General features: G+C 71.1%; 14 protein-coding genes and 1 tRNA gene. 6 read left to right on the plus strand and 9 right to left on the minus strand.

The annotated features are described in order from the left end of the window. Positions 1-225: 225 nt before the first annotated feature. Together IE316_RS05390 and IE316_RS05395 are read left to right on the plus strand one after the other, a co-directional pair. Entirely contained in the window at positions 226-1,176 is a 951-nt protein-coding gene (locus tag IE316_RS05390; protein ID WP_190202961.1) for a helix-turn-helix domain-containing protein, read from the plus strand. Then, the gene (locus IE316_RS05395; RefSeq protein WP_190202962.1) at positions 1,173-2,162 is read left to right on the plus strand and encodes a helix-turn-helix transcriptional regulator; all 990 of its coding nucleotides are present in this window, start codon (positions 1,173-1,175) and stop codon (positions 2,160-2,162) included. The genes IE316_RS05390 and IE316_RS05395 overlap by 4 nt, the downstream gene beginning before the upstream one ends. Here IE316_RS05395 and IE316_RS05400 read toward each other — a convergent pair. From IE316_RS05400 to IE316_RS05430, 7 genes are all read right to left on the minus strand, one after another. Beyond that, a complete protein-coding gene (locus IE316_RS05400) occupies positions 2,125-3,147 on the minus strand; it encodes a helix-turn-helix transcriptional regulator (RefSeq protein ID WP_190202963.1) in 1,023 nt (340 codons plus the stop codon). The two genes, IE316_RS05395 and IE316_RS05400, sit on opposite strands and share 38 nt — an antisense overlap. An 88-nt stretch (positions 3,148-3,235) precedes the next feature. Beyond that, positions 3,236-4,342: a sugar ABC transporter substrate-binding protein gene (locus IE316_RS05405; RefSeq protein ID WP_190202964.1), complete on the minus strand. Its 1,107-nt coding sequence runs from the start codon at positions 4,340-4,342 to the stop codon at positions 3,236-3,238. Positions 4,343-4,602: 260 nt separating this feature from the next. Then, positions 4,603-5,055, minus strand: a complete 453-nt coding sequence (locus IE316_RS05410; protein WP_190202965.1) for a heat shock protein transcriptional repressor HspR — start codon at positions 5,053-5,055, stop codon at positions 4,603-4,605. Positions 5,056-5,059: 4 nt separating this feature from the next. Next, positions 5,060-6,238, minus strand: a complete 1,179-nt coding sequence (dnaJ, locus tag IE316_RS05415; RefSeq protein ID WP_190202966.1) for a molecular chaperone DnaJ — start codon at positions 6,236-6,238, stop codon at positions 5,060-5,062. 33 nt (positions 6,239-6,271) lie between these two features. Beyond that, a complete protein-coding gene (grpE, locus tag IE316_RS05420) occupies positions 6,272-6,937 on the minus strand; it encodes a nucleotide exchange factor GrpE (protein ID WP_190202967.1) in 666 nt (221 codons plus the stop codon). Continuing rightward, the gene (gene dnaK / locus IE316_RS05425; protein WP_190202968.1) at positions 6,934-8,787 is read right to left on the minus strand and encodes a molecular chaperone DnaK; all 1,854 of its coding nucleotides are present in this window, start codon (positions 8,785-8,787) and stop codon (positions 6,934-6,936) included. The genes grpE and dnaK overlap by 4 nt, the downstream gene beginning before the upstream one ends. A 94-nt stretch (positions 8,788-8,881) precedes the next feature. Then, positions 8,882-9,982 carry an MraY family glycosyltransferase gene (locus IE316_RS05430; protein ID WP_190202969.1) on the minus strand — a complete coding sequence of 367 codons (1,101 nt, stop codon included), beginning with the start codon at positions 9,980-9,982 and terminating at the stop codon, positions 8,882-8,884. Positions 9,983-10,217: 235 nt separating this feature from the next. On the opposite strand from IE316_RS05430, the gene IE316_RS05435 reads away from it, so the two are divergent. The 3 genes from IE316_RS05435 to IE316_RS05445 all read left to right on the plus strand — a co-directional run bounded on the left by IE316_RS05435 (position 10,218) and on the right by IE316_RS05445 (position 15,086). Next, positions 10,218-12,500 carry a heterodisulfide reductase-related iron-sulfur binding cluster gene (locus IE316_RS05435; RefSeq protein WP_190202970.1) on the plus strand — a complete coding sequence of 761 codons (2,283 nt, stop codon included), beginning with the start codon at positions 10,218-10,220 and terminating at the stop codon, positions 12,498-12,500. 174 nt (positions 12,501-12,674) lie between these two features. After that, a complete protein-coding gene (locus IE316_RS05440; RefSeq protein ID WP_190202971.1) occupies positions 12,675-14,018 on the plus strand; it encodes an FG-GAP and VCBS repeat-containing protein in 1,344 nt (447 codons plus the stop codon). A gap of 63 nt (positions 14,019-14,081) precedes the next feature. Further along, a complete protein-coding gene (locus tag IE316_RS05445) occupies positions 14,082-15,086 on the plus strand; it encodes a Yip1 family protein (RefSeq protein WP_190202972.1) in 1,005 nt (334 codons plus the stop codon). An 84-nt stretch (positions 15,087-15,170) separates the two neighbouring features. On the opposite strand, the gene IE316_RS05450 is transcribed toward IE316_RS05445, so the two are convergent. Further along, complete coding sequence (locus tag IE316_RS05450; RefSeq protein WP_190202973.1) at positions 15,171-15,668, minus strand: phosphoribosyltransferase; 498 nt, start codon at positions 15,666-15,668, stop codon at positions 15,171-15,173. Between the two features lie 2 nt (positions 15,669-15,670). Continuing rightward, on the minus strand, positions 15,671-16,246 hold the full coding sequence (dcd, locus tag IE316_RS05455; RefSeq protein ID WP_190202974.1) for a dCTP deaminase: 576 nt from the start codon (positions 16,244-16,246) through the stop codon (positions 15,671-15,673). Between the two features lie 496 nt (positions 16,247-16,742). On the opposite strand from dcd, the gene IE316_RS05460 reads away from it, so the two are divergent. Further along, positions 16,743-16,816: transfer RNA gene (locus IE316_RS05460), tRNA-Gly, on the plus strand. The last annotated feature ends 94 nt before the right edge of the window (positions 16,817-16,910 follow it).

Genomic DNA, 16,910 nt, shown 5'->3' on the forward strand with positions numbered 1-16,910 from the left:
CAGAACGGCGGAGAAGGCGGCAACAAGCACCGAGCGAAGCATTCTTGTGCGCATAGTCGGCTTCGTCCTCACTTGAAGGTCCCCTCGTTCCCCCGTCGAACAAGACGATGGCTCATTCGGGCACGTCATGGCCACACAATCGGTGCATCATGTTCCTGCATGTTCAGGACCCTGGGGGGTGGAGATTTGCCAACGAATCTGACTAAAACGTCACATCCCCATGCGATGTCCGAACTGTGCGAGGAGGGCAGCCGCCTCTACGCGACCGCTCTGCGGGCCGGGCGGATCGCCCGCGAGGACGCCGAGCCCGCCCCCTGCCTGATGGAGTTCGACCTGCTCCACCCCGACCCGGACGACCCGAGCTGGCTGCGCCCGGTGCCCCCGTCGGTCGCGCTGGCCCAGCGGCTCAACCCCATCGAGCGCGAGATAGCCGAGCGCCGGCGGCTGTCCATCGCGATGGCCGAAGCGTTCGAGCCGTTCATGGCGCTCAGCGCCCAGGTCACCTCCCGGACCCACTCCATATCCGTCCTGGAGGGCCTGGACCGCATCAACTCCGCCCTGGACCTGGCCACCGCCGAGTGCCGCTCGGAGATGCTCACCGTCCAGCCCAGCAGCCGCCGTCTGGAACACACCCTCCTGCAGGGCCTGGAACGCGACCGCCCGCTGATCGACCGCGGGGTCCGGATCAGGACGCTCTACCAGCACACCGCCCGCTACAGCCCGGAGACCCTGGGGTACGTCTCCCAGTTCTCCGAGGGCAAGGTCGAGTACCGCACCATCGACGAACTGGTCGAGCGCCTGATCATCTGCGACGAGACGGTCGCCTTCATCCCCACCCGCGACGACCGCCAGGTCGCCCTGGAGCTGCGCCACCCCGGCGTCGTCCGGTACCTGATCAAGGTCTTCGAGTTCATGTGGGCCCGCGCCGTCCCGCTGAGCACCGGCGCCCCCTACGAGACCGCCCCCGACGGCATCACCGAGATCCAGCACTCCATCGCCAAGCTCCTGGTCGAGGGCCACGTCGACGAGGCCATCGCCCGGCGCCTCGGCATGAACGTCCGCACCTGCCGCGCCCACATAGCCAAGCTCGCCCAGGCCCTGGGCAGCGGCAGCCGCGCCCAGTTGGGCTACCTCATCGCCCAGTCGGGAATCCTCGACAAGGGAGCCGCCCCATGACCACGCCCCCGCCCCACCGGGAGCACGGCGTCGAGGACCTCTGCGCCGCCGGGAGCCTGCTGTACGCCCGCGCCCTGGCCGAGGGCCGCCTGGGCGCCGAGGAGACCGCCCAGGCGCCCTGTCTGCTCGATCTGGGGCTGCTCGGCCCCGCCCTGGACGCCCCGCACCTCTGGGAGCCCGTACCGCCCGCCCTGGCCCTGCACAAGCTGCTGCGCGCCTCCGGGCAGCGCATCGCCGAGGAGCGCCGGCGCGAGGAGAAGCTGGCCGAGACCTTCGCCCCGCTGCTGCGCGGCGCCCGGGGCCACCCGGCCGCCGGCGGCACCCCGGCGCTCGGCGTGCTCAGCGGCAAGGAGCGCATCGACCGGGCCATCGCCGAGGTGCTGGCCGAGGCCCGCGAGGAACTGCTCACCATCCAGCCGTACGGCAGCCACATCGGCCCGCCGCCGCATGTGCACGAACCCGCGATCCGCCGCGACCAGGAGTTCCTCGACCGCGGTGGCCGGATCCGCACCCTGTACCAGCACACCCTGCGGTACGCCCCCACCGTCCTGGCCCGCTACGAACGGCTCACCGGCGACGTACAGGCACGCACCCTGGACGAGATCACCGAGCGGCTGGTGCTGATCGACCGCACCGCCGCCTTCGTCCCCGCCAACGCCGAGCGCACGATGGCCCTGGAGGTCCGCCACCCGGCGCTGATCTCCTACCTCGCCACCACCTTCGAACGGTTCTGGCGGCTGGCCACCCCCATGCACCCCCGGGCGGTACGGCAGCCCACGCTGGGCGGCGTCACCGCCCGCCAGCGGGCCATCGCCGCCCTCCTGGTCGAGGGCCACACCGACGCCGTGATCGCCGACCGCCTCGGCATGAACGTACGCACCGCCCGCGAGCACATCGCCAAGCTCGCCGCCACCCTCGGCAGCGAGAGCCGCGCCCAGCTCGGCTACCTCATCGCGCGGTCGGGAATTCTCGACCGGGAAGCCTGACCGGCGGCCCGTCCAGGCCCGCCTGCGCGATCCGCACGCCCAACTGGGTCCGGCTGGCCGCGCCCAGCGTCTCCGACAGCTTCGCGATGTGCGCCCGGCAGGTCCGCACGCTGATCCCCAGCCGCTCGGCGATCACCGCGTCCTGGTGGCCCTCCGCCAGCAGCGCCGCGATGGACCGCTCCCGGTGCGAGATGCCCTCGATGCCGGTGTCGGGCAGCGGCGCGGCCAGCGGGATCGCGAGCCGCCACAGCCGCTCGAAGACGGTCACCAGGTACCCGACCAGCGCCGGGTGCCGCAGCTCCAGCGCCATGGTGCGCTCGGCGTTGGCGGGCACGAACGCCACCGTGCGGTCGAACAGGATCAGCCGGTCGATCACCTCGTCCAGGGTGCGCGCCTCGACCGCGTCGCCCATCAGCTCCAGGTAGTTGAGCAGCCCCTGCCCGTGCCGGGCGACATGGGTGTACAGGTCCCGCATCCGCACCCCGCGCCCGCGCAGCGCCAGCGCCCGGTGCAGGCCCTCGGACAGCTCGTGCTCGCGCCGGATGCCGCCCGGCTGCACGGTGAGCACCTCGGTGGTGCACGCCTCGGTCGCCTCGTCCATCGCGGCCTGGATGCGGGCCAGTCCGTCCAGCACCCGGATCGCGGTGCCCTCCCCGGACGCCGGGGCCTGCCGCCGCGGCCCGCCCAGCCCCGCGTACCGCTCGACGGCCGCCACCGCCGCGCCCACCCGCAGCCGGCTGGCGCTGACCTCCTCGTAGACCCCGCGCAGCAGATGGGTCATGACCTCCTGCGGCGGGGTCGGCACCAGCCAGTCCATGTCGTCCGGATCGGGGTGCAGCAGGGCGAGTTCGAGCAGGCACGGCACCGGCTCGGCGTCCCGGCGCGGCACCCGGCCGCGCCGCACCGCCCGCGAGTACACCCGGTCCCCGGCCGCACACAGCCGGTCGGCACCGTGCGGATGCTCCTCCGTCCCGTGCCCGGCCATCGCCCGTCCCACCCCCGCGTAACGCGTCTCGTGCAGCGCAACTATGCGCGGCCGGGACCGGGTCCGCAACACGGCTCGGGACGCCGGGTCAGCCGCTGAGGCCGATCTTCGCGCAGTCCGCCTGGTACTTGGCGGTGCAGATGTCGGACACCTTGTGGATGCCGTCGGCGATGACGGTCTCCTTGATGTTGTCCTTGGTCAGCGCGGTCACCGAGACCAACTGGGCGGGAATGTCCTTGTCGGTGGGGCTGTCGACCTTGTCGCCGGTGAGCGCGTCGAACTGGATGTCCCGGCCCTGCACCCGGGCCACGGCCATCTCGGCGGCGCTCTCCGCCTCCTGCGGGTAGGACTTGTAGACGCTCATGAACTGCTCGCCCGCGACGATCCGCTGCACCGCCGCGAGGTCCGCGTCCTGCCCGGTGACGGGGGGCAGGTCGGTGACACCGGCCGCCTTCAGGGCGTCGATGACGCCGCCCGCCATGCCGTCGTTGGCGGAGTAGACCGCGTCGATGTTGTCCGCGCCCAGCTTGCCGATCGCCTCGGCCATGTTGGCCTTGGCGTTCTCCGGCTTCCAGTCCTTGGTGTCGTACTGGGCGCCGATCTTCACGTTGCCGGACAGCTCGGCCAGCGCGCCGGCCTTGAACTGCTTGGCGTTGGGGTCGGTCGGCGAACCGTTCATCATCACGATCTGGGCGGCGGCGGAGTCGCTGCCGAGGGCGTCCAGCAGGGTGCGGCCCTGGACCTCGCCGACCAGTTCGTTGTCGAAGGAGATGTACGCGTCGATCGGGCCCTCGGCCAGCCGGTCGTAGGCGATGACCGGGATGCCCGCGTCCTTGGCCTTCCGGACGCCGCCCGCGATGGCGTGCGAGTCCACCGCGTCCAGCACGATCACGTCGACCTTGTCGTCGATCATCCGCTGGAGCTGTTCCTCCTGCTTGCCCGCGCTCGCCTCGGCGTTGGCGTAGGTGACCTTGCCCTCGTTCTTGGTGAGCGAGGCGATCTTCTTGGTGAAGATCGGGGCGTCGAACTGCTCGTAGCGCGTGTTGTCCTTCTCCGGCAGCAGCAGACCCACCGTCAGGTCGTTGCCCTTGGTCGGGCTCGCGCCGTCACTGCTGCTCGACGCCCCCAGCGCACCACAGGCCGCCAGTGAGAGGGTCATCGTGGACGCGGCCACGGATATGGCGATACGACGCATACAGCAGCTCACTTCTGGTGTCTTCCGGACGCGGGGGCCGCATTGCGACCCAGGTGACTGAAAAGCCAACGCGTCAGCGCACTACGGCGTCAAGCGGAACCACTTAACGAGATGGCAACAGCACGCTCCGCGATCGGCGTGAAGACGGAGCGGAACCGCCTCCAGGACCCCTTCACATCCCGCGCACCGGGCGGTCATGCGCGCGGGGCCCGGCGGTCCGTCTCCGGACCACCGGGCCCCGCCCGGTCGCTGACCTTCCGTCAGTCCGACGTCTGCTGCCGCTTGGGCCGCCACACCACCAGCGCGCTGGTCTGCTGGACCTCCTGGTAGGGCACCAGGTCACGCCGGTACGAGGCGTGCACCGCCGCCTCCCGCTGGCGCATCGCGGCCGCCGCGCCGTCGAGCGCGGCCTCCAGCTCCGCCACCCGGGACTGCAGGGCGGCGACCTGGTTCTCCAGTTCGATGATGCGTTTGATCCCGGCCAGGTTGATGCCCTCGTCCTGGGACAACTGCTGCACCTGGCGGAGCAGTTCGATGTCCCGGGCCGAGTAGCGCCGGCCCCGGCCGGCCGTGCGGTCCGGGGAGACCAGGCCGAGCCGGTCGTACTGGCGCAGGGTCTGCGGGTGCAGGCCGGAGAGCTGGGCCGCCACCGAGATGACGTAGACCGGGGTGTCCTCGGTCAGTTCATACGGGTTGCGTCGACGGCCGTCCATCTCATCAAGCTCCCTTCGCGGCCTGGAACAGCTCCGCCCGCGGGTCCTCCCCCGCGGTCGCCTCGCGATACGCCTCCAGCGCGTCACGAGCCTTCCCCGACAGGTCCTTCGGAACACTCACCTCCACGGTGACCAGCAGGTCGCCGCGGGTGCCGTCCTTGCGGACCGCGCCCTTGCCGCGGGCCCGCATGGTCCGCCCGTTGGGCGTGCCGGCCGGCAGCTTCAGCGTGACGGGCGGCCCGCCCAGCGTCGGGACCCGCACCTCGCCGCCGAGCGCCGCCTCGGCGTACGTCACCGGCACGGTGATGGTGAGGTTGTCGCCCTTGCGGCCGAAGACGGGGTGCTCCTTGACGTGCACCACCACGTACAGGTCGCCCGCCGGGCCGCCCCGCTCGCCCGGCGCGCCCTTGCCGCGCAGCCGGATGCGCTGGCCGTCCTGCACCCCGGCGGGGATGCGGACCTGCATCGTCCGCGAGGACTTGGCGCGTCCGGAGCCCTTGCAGACCTCGCAGGGCTCCTCGGCGATCAGGCCCCGGCCCTTGCAGTCCGGGCACGGGTCGGTCAGCGAGAAACCGCCGCCCGAGCCGCGCGCCACCTGCCCGGTGCCGACGCAGGTCGGGCAGACCCGCGGCGTGCCGTTCTTGTCGCCGGTGCCCGAGCACGCCTTGCAGGGCGACTGCGAGGACATCCGCAGCGGCACCGTCGAGCCCTCGATGGCCTCGGTGAAGCTCAGCGTGACCTCGGACTCGACGTCCTGGCCGCGCCTGGGCTGGGTCCGCGACCCGGCGCCGCCGCGGTTGAACAGGCCCCCGAAGACGTCACCGAGCCCGCCGCCGAAGCCGCCGGCCCCCTGGCCGCCGCCCGGCGCGCCGCCGCCGAACAGGTCGCCCAGGTCGAAGTTGAAGGTGCCGCCGCCCGCGCCCGGCCCGGGGCGGAACCCCCCGTTGCCGAACAGCGCGCGGGCGTCGTCGTACTCCTTGCGCTTCTTGGGGTCGCCGAGGACGTCGTTCGCCTCGGAGATCTCCTTGAACCGCTCCTCCGCCTTGGCGTTGCCCTTGTTGGCGTCCGGGTGGAACTCGCGGGCGAGCTTCCGGTACGCCTTCTTGATCTCGGCCTCGGTGGCGTCCTTGGGGACGCCGAGGACCTTGTAGTAGTCCTTCTCGATGAAGTCCTTGGTGCTCATCCCCGACGTCCCTCCTTCCTACCGTTCACCAGGTCAGCCCTCGTCCGGGCCACCGCTCTCCTTGTCGTCGGCCGCCGCTTCGCCGCCGCTCTCCTCGGCCGGCTTGACGGTCTGCGCCCCCGGTTGGGGCTCGGCCACGGCCACCCGCGCGGGGCGGATGGTGCGTTCGCCGAACCGGTACCCGGGCTGCAGGATCGCCACGCAGGTCGTCTCGGTGACGTCCGGCGCGTAACTGTGCATCAGGGCCTCGTGGATCGTCGGGTCGAAGGGCTCGCCCTCCTTGCCGAACTGCTGCAGGCCCATCTTGGCCGCGACGGTCTCCAGCGACTCCGCGACGGACTTGAACCCGCCGACCAGCTCGCCGTGTTCCCGGGCGCGGCCGATGTCGTCGAGCACCGGGAGCAGCTCGGTCAGCAGGTTCGCGACCGCGATCTCCTTGACCGCGGCCCGGTCCCGCTCGACCCGGCGGCGGTAGTTCTGGTACTCGGCCTGGAGCCGCTGGAGGTCCGCCGTGCGCTCGGTGAGCGCGGAGCGTGCCTGGTCCAACTGGGCCACCAGACCCGCGTCCTGGCTCGCGTCCCCGGCCGGGGCCGCCTCCGCCTCCGGGGAGGGGGAAGCGGCCTGCGGCTCGGCGTCGTCGGTGTTGGCGCCGGAGGGGACGTCGGGCTTCTCCTCAAAACCCGGGGTCTCCTCCGTCACGCGGCACCGTCCTTGCGCTCGTCGTCGACGATCTCGGCGTCCACCACGTCGTCGTCGGCCTTGTCACCGGCGCCGGCCGCGGCACCCGGGGCCTCGCCGCCGGCCGCCTGCGCGCCCTGGGCGTCGGCGTACAGGGCCTGGCCCAGCTTCTGCGAGACGGCGGCGACCTTCTCGGTGGCGGTGCGGATCTCGGTGGTGTCCTCGCCCTTGAGCTTCTCCTTCAGCTCGGCGACGGCCGTCTCGACCTCGGTCTTGACGTCACCGGGGACCTTGTCCTCGTTGTCCTTGAGGAACTTCTCCGTCTGGTAGACGAGCTGCTCGCCCTGGTTGCGGGTCTCGGCGGCCTCGCGGCGGCGGTGGTCCTCCTCCGCGTACTGCTCGGCCTCCTGGCGCATCCGGTCGACCTCGTCCTTCGGCAGCGAGGAACCGCCGGTGACGGTCATCTTCTGCTCCTTGCCCGTGCCCAGGTCCTTCGCGGTCACGTGCATGATGCCGTTGGCGTCGATGTCGAAGGAGACCTCGATCTGCGGGACGCCGCGGGGCGCCGGCGGCAGACCGGTCAGCTCGAACATGCCGAGCTTCTTGTTGTACGCCGCGATCTCGCGCTCGCCCTGGTAGACCTGGATCTGCACGGAGGGCTGGTTGTCCTCGGCGGTGGTGAAGATCTCGGACCGCTTGGTCGGGATCGTGGTGTTCCGCTCGATCAGCTTGGTCATGATGCCGCCCTTGGTCTCGATGCCGAGGGACAGCGGGGTGACGTCGAGCAGCAGGACGTCCTTGACCTCGCCCTTGAGGACACCGGCCTGGAGGGAGGCGCCGATGGCGACGACCTCGTCCGGGTTCACACCCTTGTTGGCCTCCTTGCCGCCGGTCAGTTCCTTGACCAGTTCGGCGACGGCGGGCATACGGGTGGAGCCACCGACGAGAACGACGTGGTCGATCTCGCTGAGCTGGATGCCGGCGTCCTTGATGACGTTGTGGAACGGCGTCTTGCAGCGCTCCAGGAGGTCGGCGGTGAGCTGCTGGAACTGGGCGCGGGTGAGCTTCTCGTCCAGGTGCAGCGGGCCCTCGGCGGAGGCCGTGATGTAGGGCAGGTTGATCGAGGTCTCGGTGGACGAGGACAGCTCGATCTTCGCCTTCTCGGCGGCCTCGCGCAGGCGCTGGAGCGCCATCTTGTCCTTGCTGAGGTCCACGCCGTGACCGGACTGGAACTGCTTGACCAGGTAGTCGACGACGCGCTGGTCCCAGTCGTCACCACCGAGGTGGTTGTCACCGTTGGTGGCCTTCACCTCGACGACGCCGTCGCCGATCTCCAGCAGCGAGACGTCGAAGGTGCCGCCACCGAGGTCGAAGACGAGGATCGTCTGGTCGTCCTTGTCGAGGCCGTACGCCAGCGCGGCGGCGGTCGGCTCGTTGACGATGCGCAGGACGTTCAGACCCGCGATCTCGCCGGCCTCCTTGGTGGCCTGGCGCTCGGCGTCGTTGAAGTACGCCGGAACGGTGATCACCGCGTCGGTGACCTTCTCGCCCAGGTACGCCTCGGCGTCCCGCTTCAGCTTCTGCAGCACGAAGGCGCTGATCTGCTGGGGGTTGAAGTCCTTGCCGTCCAGGTTGATCTTCCAGTCGGTGCCCATGTGGCGCTTGACCGACCGGATGGTCCTGTCGACGTTCGTGACCGCCTGGCGCTTGGCGACCTCGCCGACCAGCACCTCACCGTTCTTCGCGAAGGCGACGACGGACGGCGTGGTCCTGGCGCCCTCGGCGTTGGTGATGACGGTGGGCTCGCCGCCCTCCAGAACGCTGACGACGGAGTTAGTCGTGCCCAGGTCGATGCCGACCGCACGTGCCATGGTTGATTCCTCCAACTGACTTGAGTGGAACAGGCTCAAGTGTGCACGACGGCATGCCCTGGGTCAACAGACCTGAGTCAGCCGGACTCAACTCTTATCCGTTCCTTACGCGCAACGGCTCTCTGACCTGCGAAGATGCCCGCCGCCGGGTCTGCCGCACCGGAAAATCCAACGCCTGCCGTACCGCTCCACGGCCCGCTCGGCCCCCGTCCCGGCTGCCCCGCCGGGGCTCGTACACCCGTACGCGCGTCAGCCCGAGCACCCCGGCCGCGACCGCGCCGGCCACCCAGAGCGCGGCGGCCGGTCCCAGTCGGCCGGTGTGGACGAGTACCCCGACCAGCACCCCGGCGAACGCCGCCGCCGTGGTCAGCAGGGCCGCGCCGCGTGCGGTCAGCCCGAGGCGGCGCAGCCGGTGGACGAGGTGGTCGGGCCCGCCGCGCAGCGGGGGCCGCCCGGCGATCCGGCGCGACAGCACGACCAGGACCGCGTCGGCCGCGACCACCGCGGTGAGCGCCAGCAGCGTCCCCGCGCCGGCCCCCGGCCCGCGCCCCGCGCAGGCGAACAGCGCCGCCGAGGCCAGCAGGAAGCCGGTGAACAGCGCCCCGCACGCCCCGAGCCCGATCCGCGCGGGCGGCCAGTTGTGCAGCAGGAACCCGGCGAGCGCGGCGGCCAGCGCACTCAGCAGCACCGCCAGCCCGTCCATCACCTCCGCCGCCGCGCACGCCCCGGCCCCGAAGGCGGTCACCACCCCCACCGACCCGGCCACCCCGTCGGCGTGGTCCAGCCCCCGGAAGGCCCCGGCGACCGCCGTGATCCACAGCACCGCCAGCGCCCCGGCCGCGGCGCCCGTCTCCTGGTACGGCACCACGCAGGCCGCCGCCACCGCCGTACCGGCCAGGACCCACCGCCGGCGCAGGTGCCACACGTCGGCGGCCAGCCCCAGCGCGGCGACCGAGACCCCGGCGACGAGCAGTCCGCCGACGGCCGGGCCGAGCCGGACCACTCCGGTCCACTCCCCGGCGCCGGCCACCAGCGCGGTGGCCAGGACGACGGCGAGCCCGCCGAGCAGCGGGACGGGGGGCCGCCGCCGGCGCCGCTCGACGGCCCCCAGGCGCAGTGCGGGGACCCTCAGCAGCGAGGCGAGCAGGGCGGCGAGGAGGTAGGCGGCGGTGGCGGCGCAGATCCCGTAGAGCACGGCTCCAAGCTAAGCCGAATATCACGATGTGCGATGAATGTCCGGTACGGCCGGGCGTGGCGCCGGGCCCCGCCGGACCCCGCCGGGCCCTCGTGGTCAGGGTTGCCTCAGCGACGCAGATCACCGCACGTGCGACTACAGTGCGACGGAGGATAGGGGTAGTCTCAGACGGACTGCATAAGCTACCGCTCAGTAATAACACCCTCGAAACCTCGCAGGCCCGAGGAGCCCCCTCATGCAACTCGCCGCGATCATCGTGTCGCTGGTCCTGATCGTGGTCGGCGTGGCACTGTTCGCACGCGCTGTCCTGCAGATCGTCAACCACATGCGCCTGGGCCAGCCCGTACCGGCCGGCACCCGGACCGACCGGCCCGCGCAGCGCACCCTCACCGTGGCCCGGGAGTTCCTCGGCCACACCCGGATGAACCGCTGGGGCGTCATCGGCGTCGCGCACTGGTTCGTGGCGGTGGGCTTCTTCTCCCTGCTGCTGACGATCGTCAACGCGATCGGACAGCTCTTCCAGGCCGACTGGATCCTCCCCGTCATCGGCGACTGGGCGCCGTACAACGTGTTCGTCGAGTTCATCGGCACCATGACGGTCCTCGGCATCCTGGTCCTGATCGTCATCCGGCAGCTCTCCCACCCGCGCAAGCCGGGCCGCAAGTCCCGCTTCGCCGGCTCCAACTTCGGCCAGGCGTACTTCGTCGAGACCGTCATCCTCGTCGTCGGCGTCTGCATCTTCATGCTGCACGCCCTCGAGGGCGCCCTGCACCACGTCGACGGCTACGAGGCGTCGTTCTTCATCTCGTACCCGGTCGTCTCCTGGCTGGCCGGCTTCGACCACTCCACCCTCCAGAACCTGGTCTACTTCTTCGCCGGCCTGAAGATCGCGACCTCCTTCATCTGGATGATCACCGTCGCGCTGAAGACCGACATGGGCGTGGCCTGGCACCGCTTCCTGGCCTTCCCGAACATCTGGTTCAAGCGCAACGCCACCGGCGAGACCTCCCTGGGCGCCCTGCCGCCGATGACCTCGGGCGGCAAGCCGATCGACTTCGCCGACCCCGGCGAGGACGACGTCTTCGGCGTCTCCCAGGTCGAGCACTTCTCCTGGAAGGGCCTGCTCGACTTCTCCACCTGCACCGAGTGCGGCCGCTGCCAGTCGCAGTGCCCCGCCTGGAACACCGGCAAGCCGCTCTCCCCCAAGCTCCTGATCATGTCCCTGCGCGACCACGCGCACGCCAAGGCCCCCTACCTGCTGGCCGGCGGCGGCAAGACGATGGAGGGCGAGGAGAAGGCGTCCGAGGAGGCCCTGAAGGACGTCCCCGCCGCGGCGCTGGCCGAGGCCGAGCGCCCGCTGATCGGCACCGCCGAGGAGAACGGCGTCATCGACCCGGACGTGCTGTGGTCCTGCACCACCTGCGGCGCCTGCGTCGAGCAGTGCCCGGTGGACATCGAGCACGTCGACCACATCGTCGACATGCGCCGCTACCAGGTGATGATCGAGTCGGCGTTCCCGTCCGAGGCGGGCACCATGCTCAAGAACCTGGAGAAGAAGGGCAACCCCTGGGGCCTGGCCAAGAAGCAGCGCCTGGAGTGGACCAAGGAGCTGGACTTCGAGGTCCCGGTCGTCGGCAAGGACATCGAGGACCTCAGCGAGGTCGAGTACCTGTACTGGGTCGGCTGCGCCGGCGCCCTGGAGGACCGGGCGAAGAAGACCACCAAGGCGTTCGCCGAGCTGCTGCACATCGCGGGCGTGAAGTTCGCCATCATGGGCGGCGACGAGAAGTGCACCGGTGACTCGGCGCGGCGGCTGGGCAACGAGCCGCTCTTCCAGGAACTCGGCATGGAGAACGTCATGTCCCTCAACGCCGCGTTCGGCGAGGAGATGGACGAGGACGGCAAGGTCACCCCCGAGTCCGCGAAGCCGAAGTCGGCCAAGAAGATCGTCGCCACCTGCCCGCACTGCCTGAACACCCTCGGCAACGAGTACCCGCAGCTCGGCGGCGACTACGAGGTCATCCACCACACCCAGTTGCTCCAGCACCTCGTCGACGAGGGCCGGCTCACCCCGGTCACCCCGGTCGAGGGCATCATCACGTACCACGACCCGTGCTACCTGGGCCGCCACAACAAGATCTACACGCCCCCGCGCGAGATCATCGCCAGCGTCCCCGGCATCCGCAACGAGGAGATGCACCGCCACAAGGAGCGCGGCTTCTGCTGCGGCGCGGGCGGCGCCCGGATGTGGATGGAGGAGCGGATCGGCAAGCGCATCAACAACGAGCGCGTCGACGAGGCCCTCTCCGTCAACCCGGACATCGTCTCCACCGCCTGCCCGTTCTGCCTGGTCATGCTCACGGACTCGGTCAACGGCAAGAAGAACGACGGCAAGGCCAAGGAGTCCATCCAGGTCGTCGACGTCGCCCAGTTGCTCCTCGACTCCGTCAAGACCCCGGCCGACCCGACGGGCGAGCCGGAGACGGAGAACGCGCCGGAGCCGGAGCCGGTGAAGTAAGCCCTGCCGCGCGCCGCGGCGCCCCCGGGTTCCCGTACGGGTCCGGGGGCGCCGACGTATCCGCTCCCTCCCCCCCCATTTCTCCTCCCGGCGCGTACAACCCTCCGCCCCCGGCGTCGGTCTTGTGATCACCGGCCCGCACGGCCGTCCGCCCACCCGCCCCTACGGAGTCCCATGCGCCTGCGCACCGCCGCCCTCGCCGCCACCGTCGCGGCGACGGCCCTCACCCCGCTCGTCCTCACCGCGCCCGCCTCCGCGGCCGTCGCCAAGCACTACGACGACTTCAACGGCGACGGCTACCGCGACCTCGCCTACGGCGGCAACAACGACGTCGACCGCACCGGCGGCACCGTCACCGTCGTCTACGGCACCGCCAAGGGCCCGGACACCGCCCACCCGAAGTTCCTCCACCAGGACAGCCCCGGCATCCCCGGCGCGGGCGAGGACGACGACCAGTGGGGTGCCGCGCTGGCCACCGCCGACCTCAACAAGGACGGGTACGCCGACCTGGTCGTCGGCAACCCGAGCGAGCACGTCGGCAAGCAGGAGTACCGCGGCTCGGTCACCATCGTCTGGGGCTCCCGCTCCGGCCTGTCCGGCGGCACCGACCTCCCCCCGGCGTCCGGCGCGAAGGGCTCCAACAGCTCCTTCGGCCGCGACCTGGCCACCGGCGACTTCACCGGCGACGGCTCCCCCGACCTCGCGGTCATCGGCGGCGAGGAGGCGTGGCTGTACCGGGGCGCGTTCACCAAGTCCGGCTCCAAGGGCACCGTCAGCAAGATCGACAAGTCGGCGGGCTGGTACTCGCACGGCCTGGCCGCCGGCAAGGTCACCGGCGACGGCAAAACGGACCTCGTCGTCCTCGGCACCGAGTTCTCCGGCTCCCAGTCGCGCCACCGCGCCTGGTTCCTCAAGGGCACCTCCAGCGGCCTCGCCTCGGGCGCCTCCAAGACCTTCGGCACCGAGGTCACCGACGCCGCCATCGGCGACTTCGACAAGAACGGCTACGGGGACATCGCCTTCGGCCTGCCCGACCAGTCGGGCGGCAAGGGCGCGGTCACCGTCTGGCGCGGCACCTCCGCCGGCCCGAGCGGTGCGGCCACCTTCACGCAGGCCACCTCCGGCGTCTCCGGCAGCCCCGAGGCCGGCGACAACTTCGGTTACGCCCTCTCCGCGGCCGACGCCGACGGCAACGGCTACGCGGACCTCGCGGTCGGTGTGCCGCACGAGGACGCCGGCGCCTATGAGGACCAGGGCGGCGTCCACCTCTTCCGCGGCGGCTCCGGCGGCCTGTCCGGCGCCCGCTCCTCCTGGGTCCCGGCGACCGTGGCCGGCCCCGCCGACTCCTTCACCTCCTTCGGCTACAGCGTCCGGCTGCGCGACCTGACCCGGGACGGCCGGGCCGACCTCGGCGTGGGCGGCGTCCCGACGGCCGTCCTGCTGCGCGGCACCGCCACCGTGCCGTCGACCGCCTCGCCGGTCGTCCTGCCGGAGTTCGGCGGCACGTTCACCCCCTGACCGGACCCCCGGCCCGCGCCCCTTACGGGTAGGCGGAGCAGAGCCCCGGCAACCCCCTAGGGGATGTCACAGCTCGGCCGCAAAGCCGCCCCCGGGACGCGGGCCCGGGCACGTCACTCTCCGGGACCAGGTACGTTCGAAGGCGTGGCTGGATTCAGGATCGGACGCGGCCGGGACAACGGCGCTCGTCAGACGCGACCGCAACACCCCCCGCACGGACAGCAGACGCCGCCGGGACCGTCGTACGGCTACCCGCCGGCGCCACAGCCGTACCCGCAGCCGTACGGAGGCGGCGGCACCGTCCCCGGCGGCCCCTGGCCGGGCCCGCACGGCGGCGCCCCGGCCGGCGACCACGGCGAGCCGGAGTACTTCGGCGACGGCGGCCACCCCCAGGGCGGCGCCCCGTACGACCCGTACGCGGCCAACAACCCGGGCCACACCCAGGCGTTCGCGGTCGGCGAGGACCCCTACACCCAGGGCGGCACCTACCGCGCCGGGTCCGCCGCACCGCCGCCCGGCCCGGTCGGCCCCCGGCTGCACTGGAAGGACCTGCTGCGCGGCATCGTCCTGGCGCCCAACCAGACCTTCCTGCAGATGCGGGACTACACGATGTGGGGCCCCGCCCTCGTCGTGAGCTTCCTCTACGGCCTGCTCGCGGTCTTCGGCTTCGACGGCGCCCGCGAGGACGCCATCAACGCCACGCTGTCGAACGCCGTGCCCATCGTCCTGGTCACCGCCGTGGCGATGGTGCTGTCCGCCTTCATCCTCGGCGTGGTCACCCACACCCTGGCCCGCCAGCTCGGCGGCGACGGCGCCTGGCAGCCGACGGTCGGCCTCTCCATGCTGATCATGTCCCTCACGGACGCGCCCCGCCTGGTCGTCGCGATGTTCGCGGGCGGCGACGCCTCCTTCGTGCAGATCCTGGGCTGGGCCACCTGGGTCGCGGCCGGCGCGCTGCTCACCCTGATGGTCTCCCGCTCCCACGACCTCCCCTGGCCCAAGGCGCTCGGCGCCTCGGCGATCCAGCTCATCGCGCTGCTGTCCATCGTGAAGCTGGGCACCTTCTGAGCGCATACCGCGCCCACCCGCCAAAGAAGGGGCTCCCCGGCACACCGGGGAGCCCCTTCTTCTCCTCACCGCCTACCGCGGCGCTCAGGCGTCGAGCACCTGCCCACTCCTGCGCACCACCGGCTTGTCGACACTCCACGGGAAGTTGATCCAGTCGTCGGTCCGCTTCCACACGTACTCGCACTTCACCAGCGACTGCGACTTCTCGTAGATCACCGCGCTGCGCACCTCGGCGACCGTGTCCAGGCAGAAGTCCCGCACCAGCTTGAGCGTCTTGCCGGTGTCGGCGACGTCGTCGGCGATGAGCACCTTCTTGTCGGAGAAGTCGATGGCGTTGGGGACCGGGGCCAGCATGACCGGCATCTCCAGGGTGGTCCCCACGCCGGTGTAGAACTCGACGTTCACCAGGTGGATGTTCTTGCAGTCCAGCGCGTAGGCGAGCCCGCCGGCGACGAACACCCCGCCGCGGGCGATGGAGAGTACGACATCGGGCTCGTACCCGTCGTCGGCCACGGCCTGCGCGAGCTGGCGGACGGCGACGCCGAACTGCTCGTAGCTGAGATTCTCCCGAACGTCACCCATGCTCACACCTGTGTCCGATGGAAATTGATGAAGGAACGGGAGGCGGTCGGCCCCCGCTGCCCCTGGTAGCGCGATCCGTACCGCTCACTGCCGTACGGGTGCTCGGCCGGCGAGGTGAGCCGGAACATGCACAACTGCCCGATCTTCATCCCGGGCCACAGCTTGATCGGCAACGTCGCGAGGTTGCTCAGCTCCAGGGTCACGTGCCCGGAGAACCCGGGATCGATGAACCCGGCGGTGGAGTGCGTCACCAGCCCCAGCCGCCCCAGCGAGCTCTTGCCCTCCAGCCGCGAGGCCAGGTCGTCGGGCAGCGAGATCACCTCGTACGTGCTGGCCAGCACGAACTCCCCGGGGTGCAGGATGAACGGCTCGTCGCCCTCCGGCTCCACCAGCCGCGTGAGGTCCACCTGCTCGACGGAGGGGTCGATGTGCGGGTACCGGTGGTTCTCGAACACCCGGAAGTACCGGTCGAGGCGGACGTCGACGCTCGACGGCTGCACCATGGAGTCGTCGTAGGGATCGATGCGGACCCGCCCGGCGTCGATCTCGGCCCGGATGTCCTTGTCAGAGAGAAGCACGTCCCGAGGATACGCAAGGCGCGCGAAGCAGCCACAATCGGCCACCGCGCGCGCCCGGTACGTCCCCGACCTGGGGTATCAGTGCTTCTCCAAACTCACCGGCACGGCACTGCGCAACCGCGCGCACCGCGGGCAGCGCACGAGCCGCCCGGGGCCGAGTCGCTCGGCCTTCTGCATCGGGAACGACGAGGTGCTGAACACGTGCCCATCGGCACAGCGGACGACGGTGCGCTCCATCAAGTCCTTCAAGTCCCTTCCCCAAGAACCGCGTCTGGCTTGCTGCCCTGACGACAAAAGCCACAGTACGGGATCAAAGGGACGACTCTCCAGGCGGCACCCCGTCCTCACCCGGCCCCTCCACGGTACGCCCCAACTCCTTTCCCCCGCAGCCCCGTCACACACCACAGGCCCCGCGGCGCGAACACCGGGGGCCTGCGATGGGGTACAGTAGGCGAGCATCCGGACAGCGGCCCTGCACCGCCCGTCCGTGTGTCACGCGGGTGTAGTTTAATGGTAGAACATCAGCTTCCCAAGCTGAGAGCGCGAGTTCGATTCTCGTCACCCGCTCCAGAGAGAACCCCAGGCCAGCGGCCTGGGGTTTGTTCGTTGTCCGCAGCGGGTCGGGTGTCGCGGTGTCGCTCTTCAGCGGCCTCGGGTAGGCCCG

Origin of the sequence: Streptomyces fumanus (assembly GCF_014655295.1) — a bacterium.
Classification (GTDB): domain Bacteria; phylum Actinomycetota; class Actinomycetes; order Streptomycetales; family Streptomycetaceae; genus Streptomyces; species Streptomyces fumanus.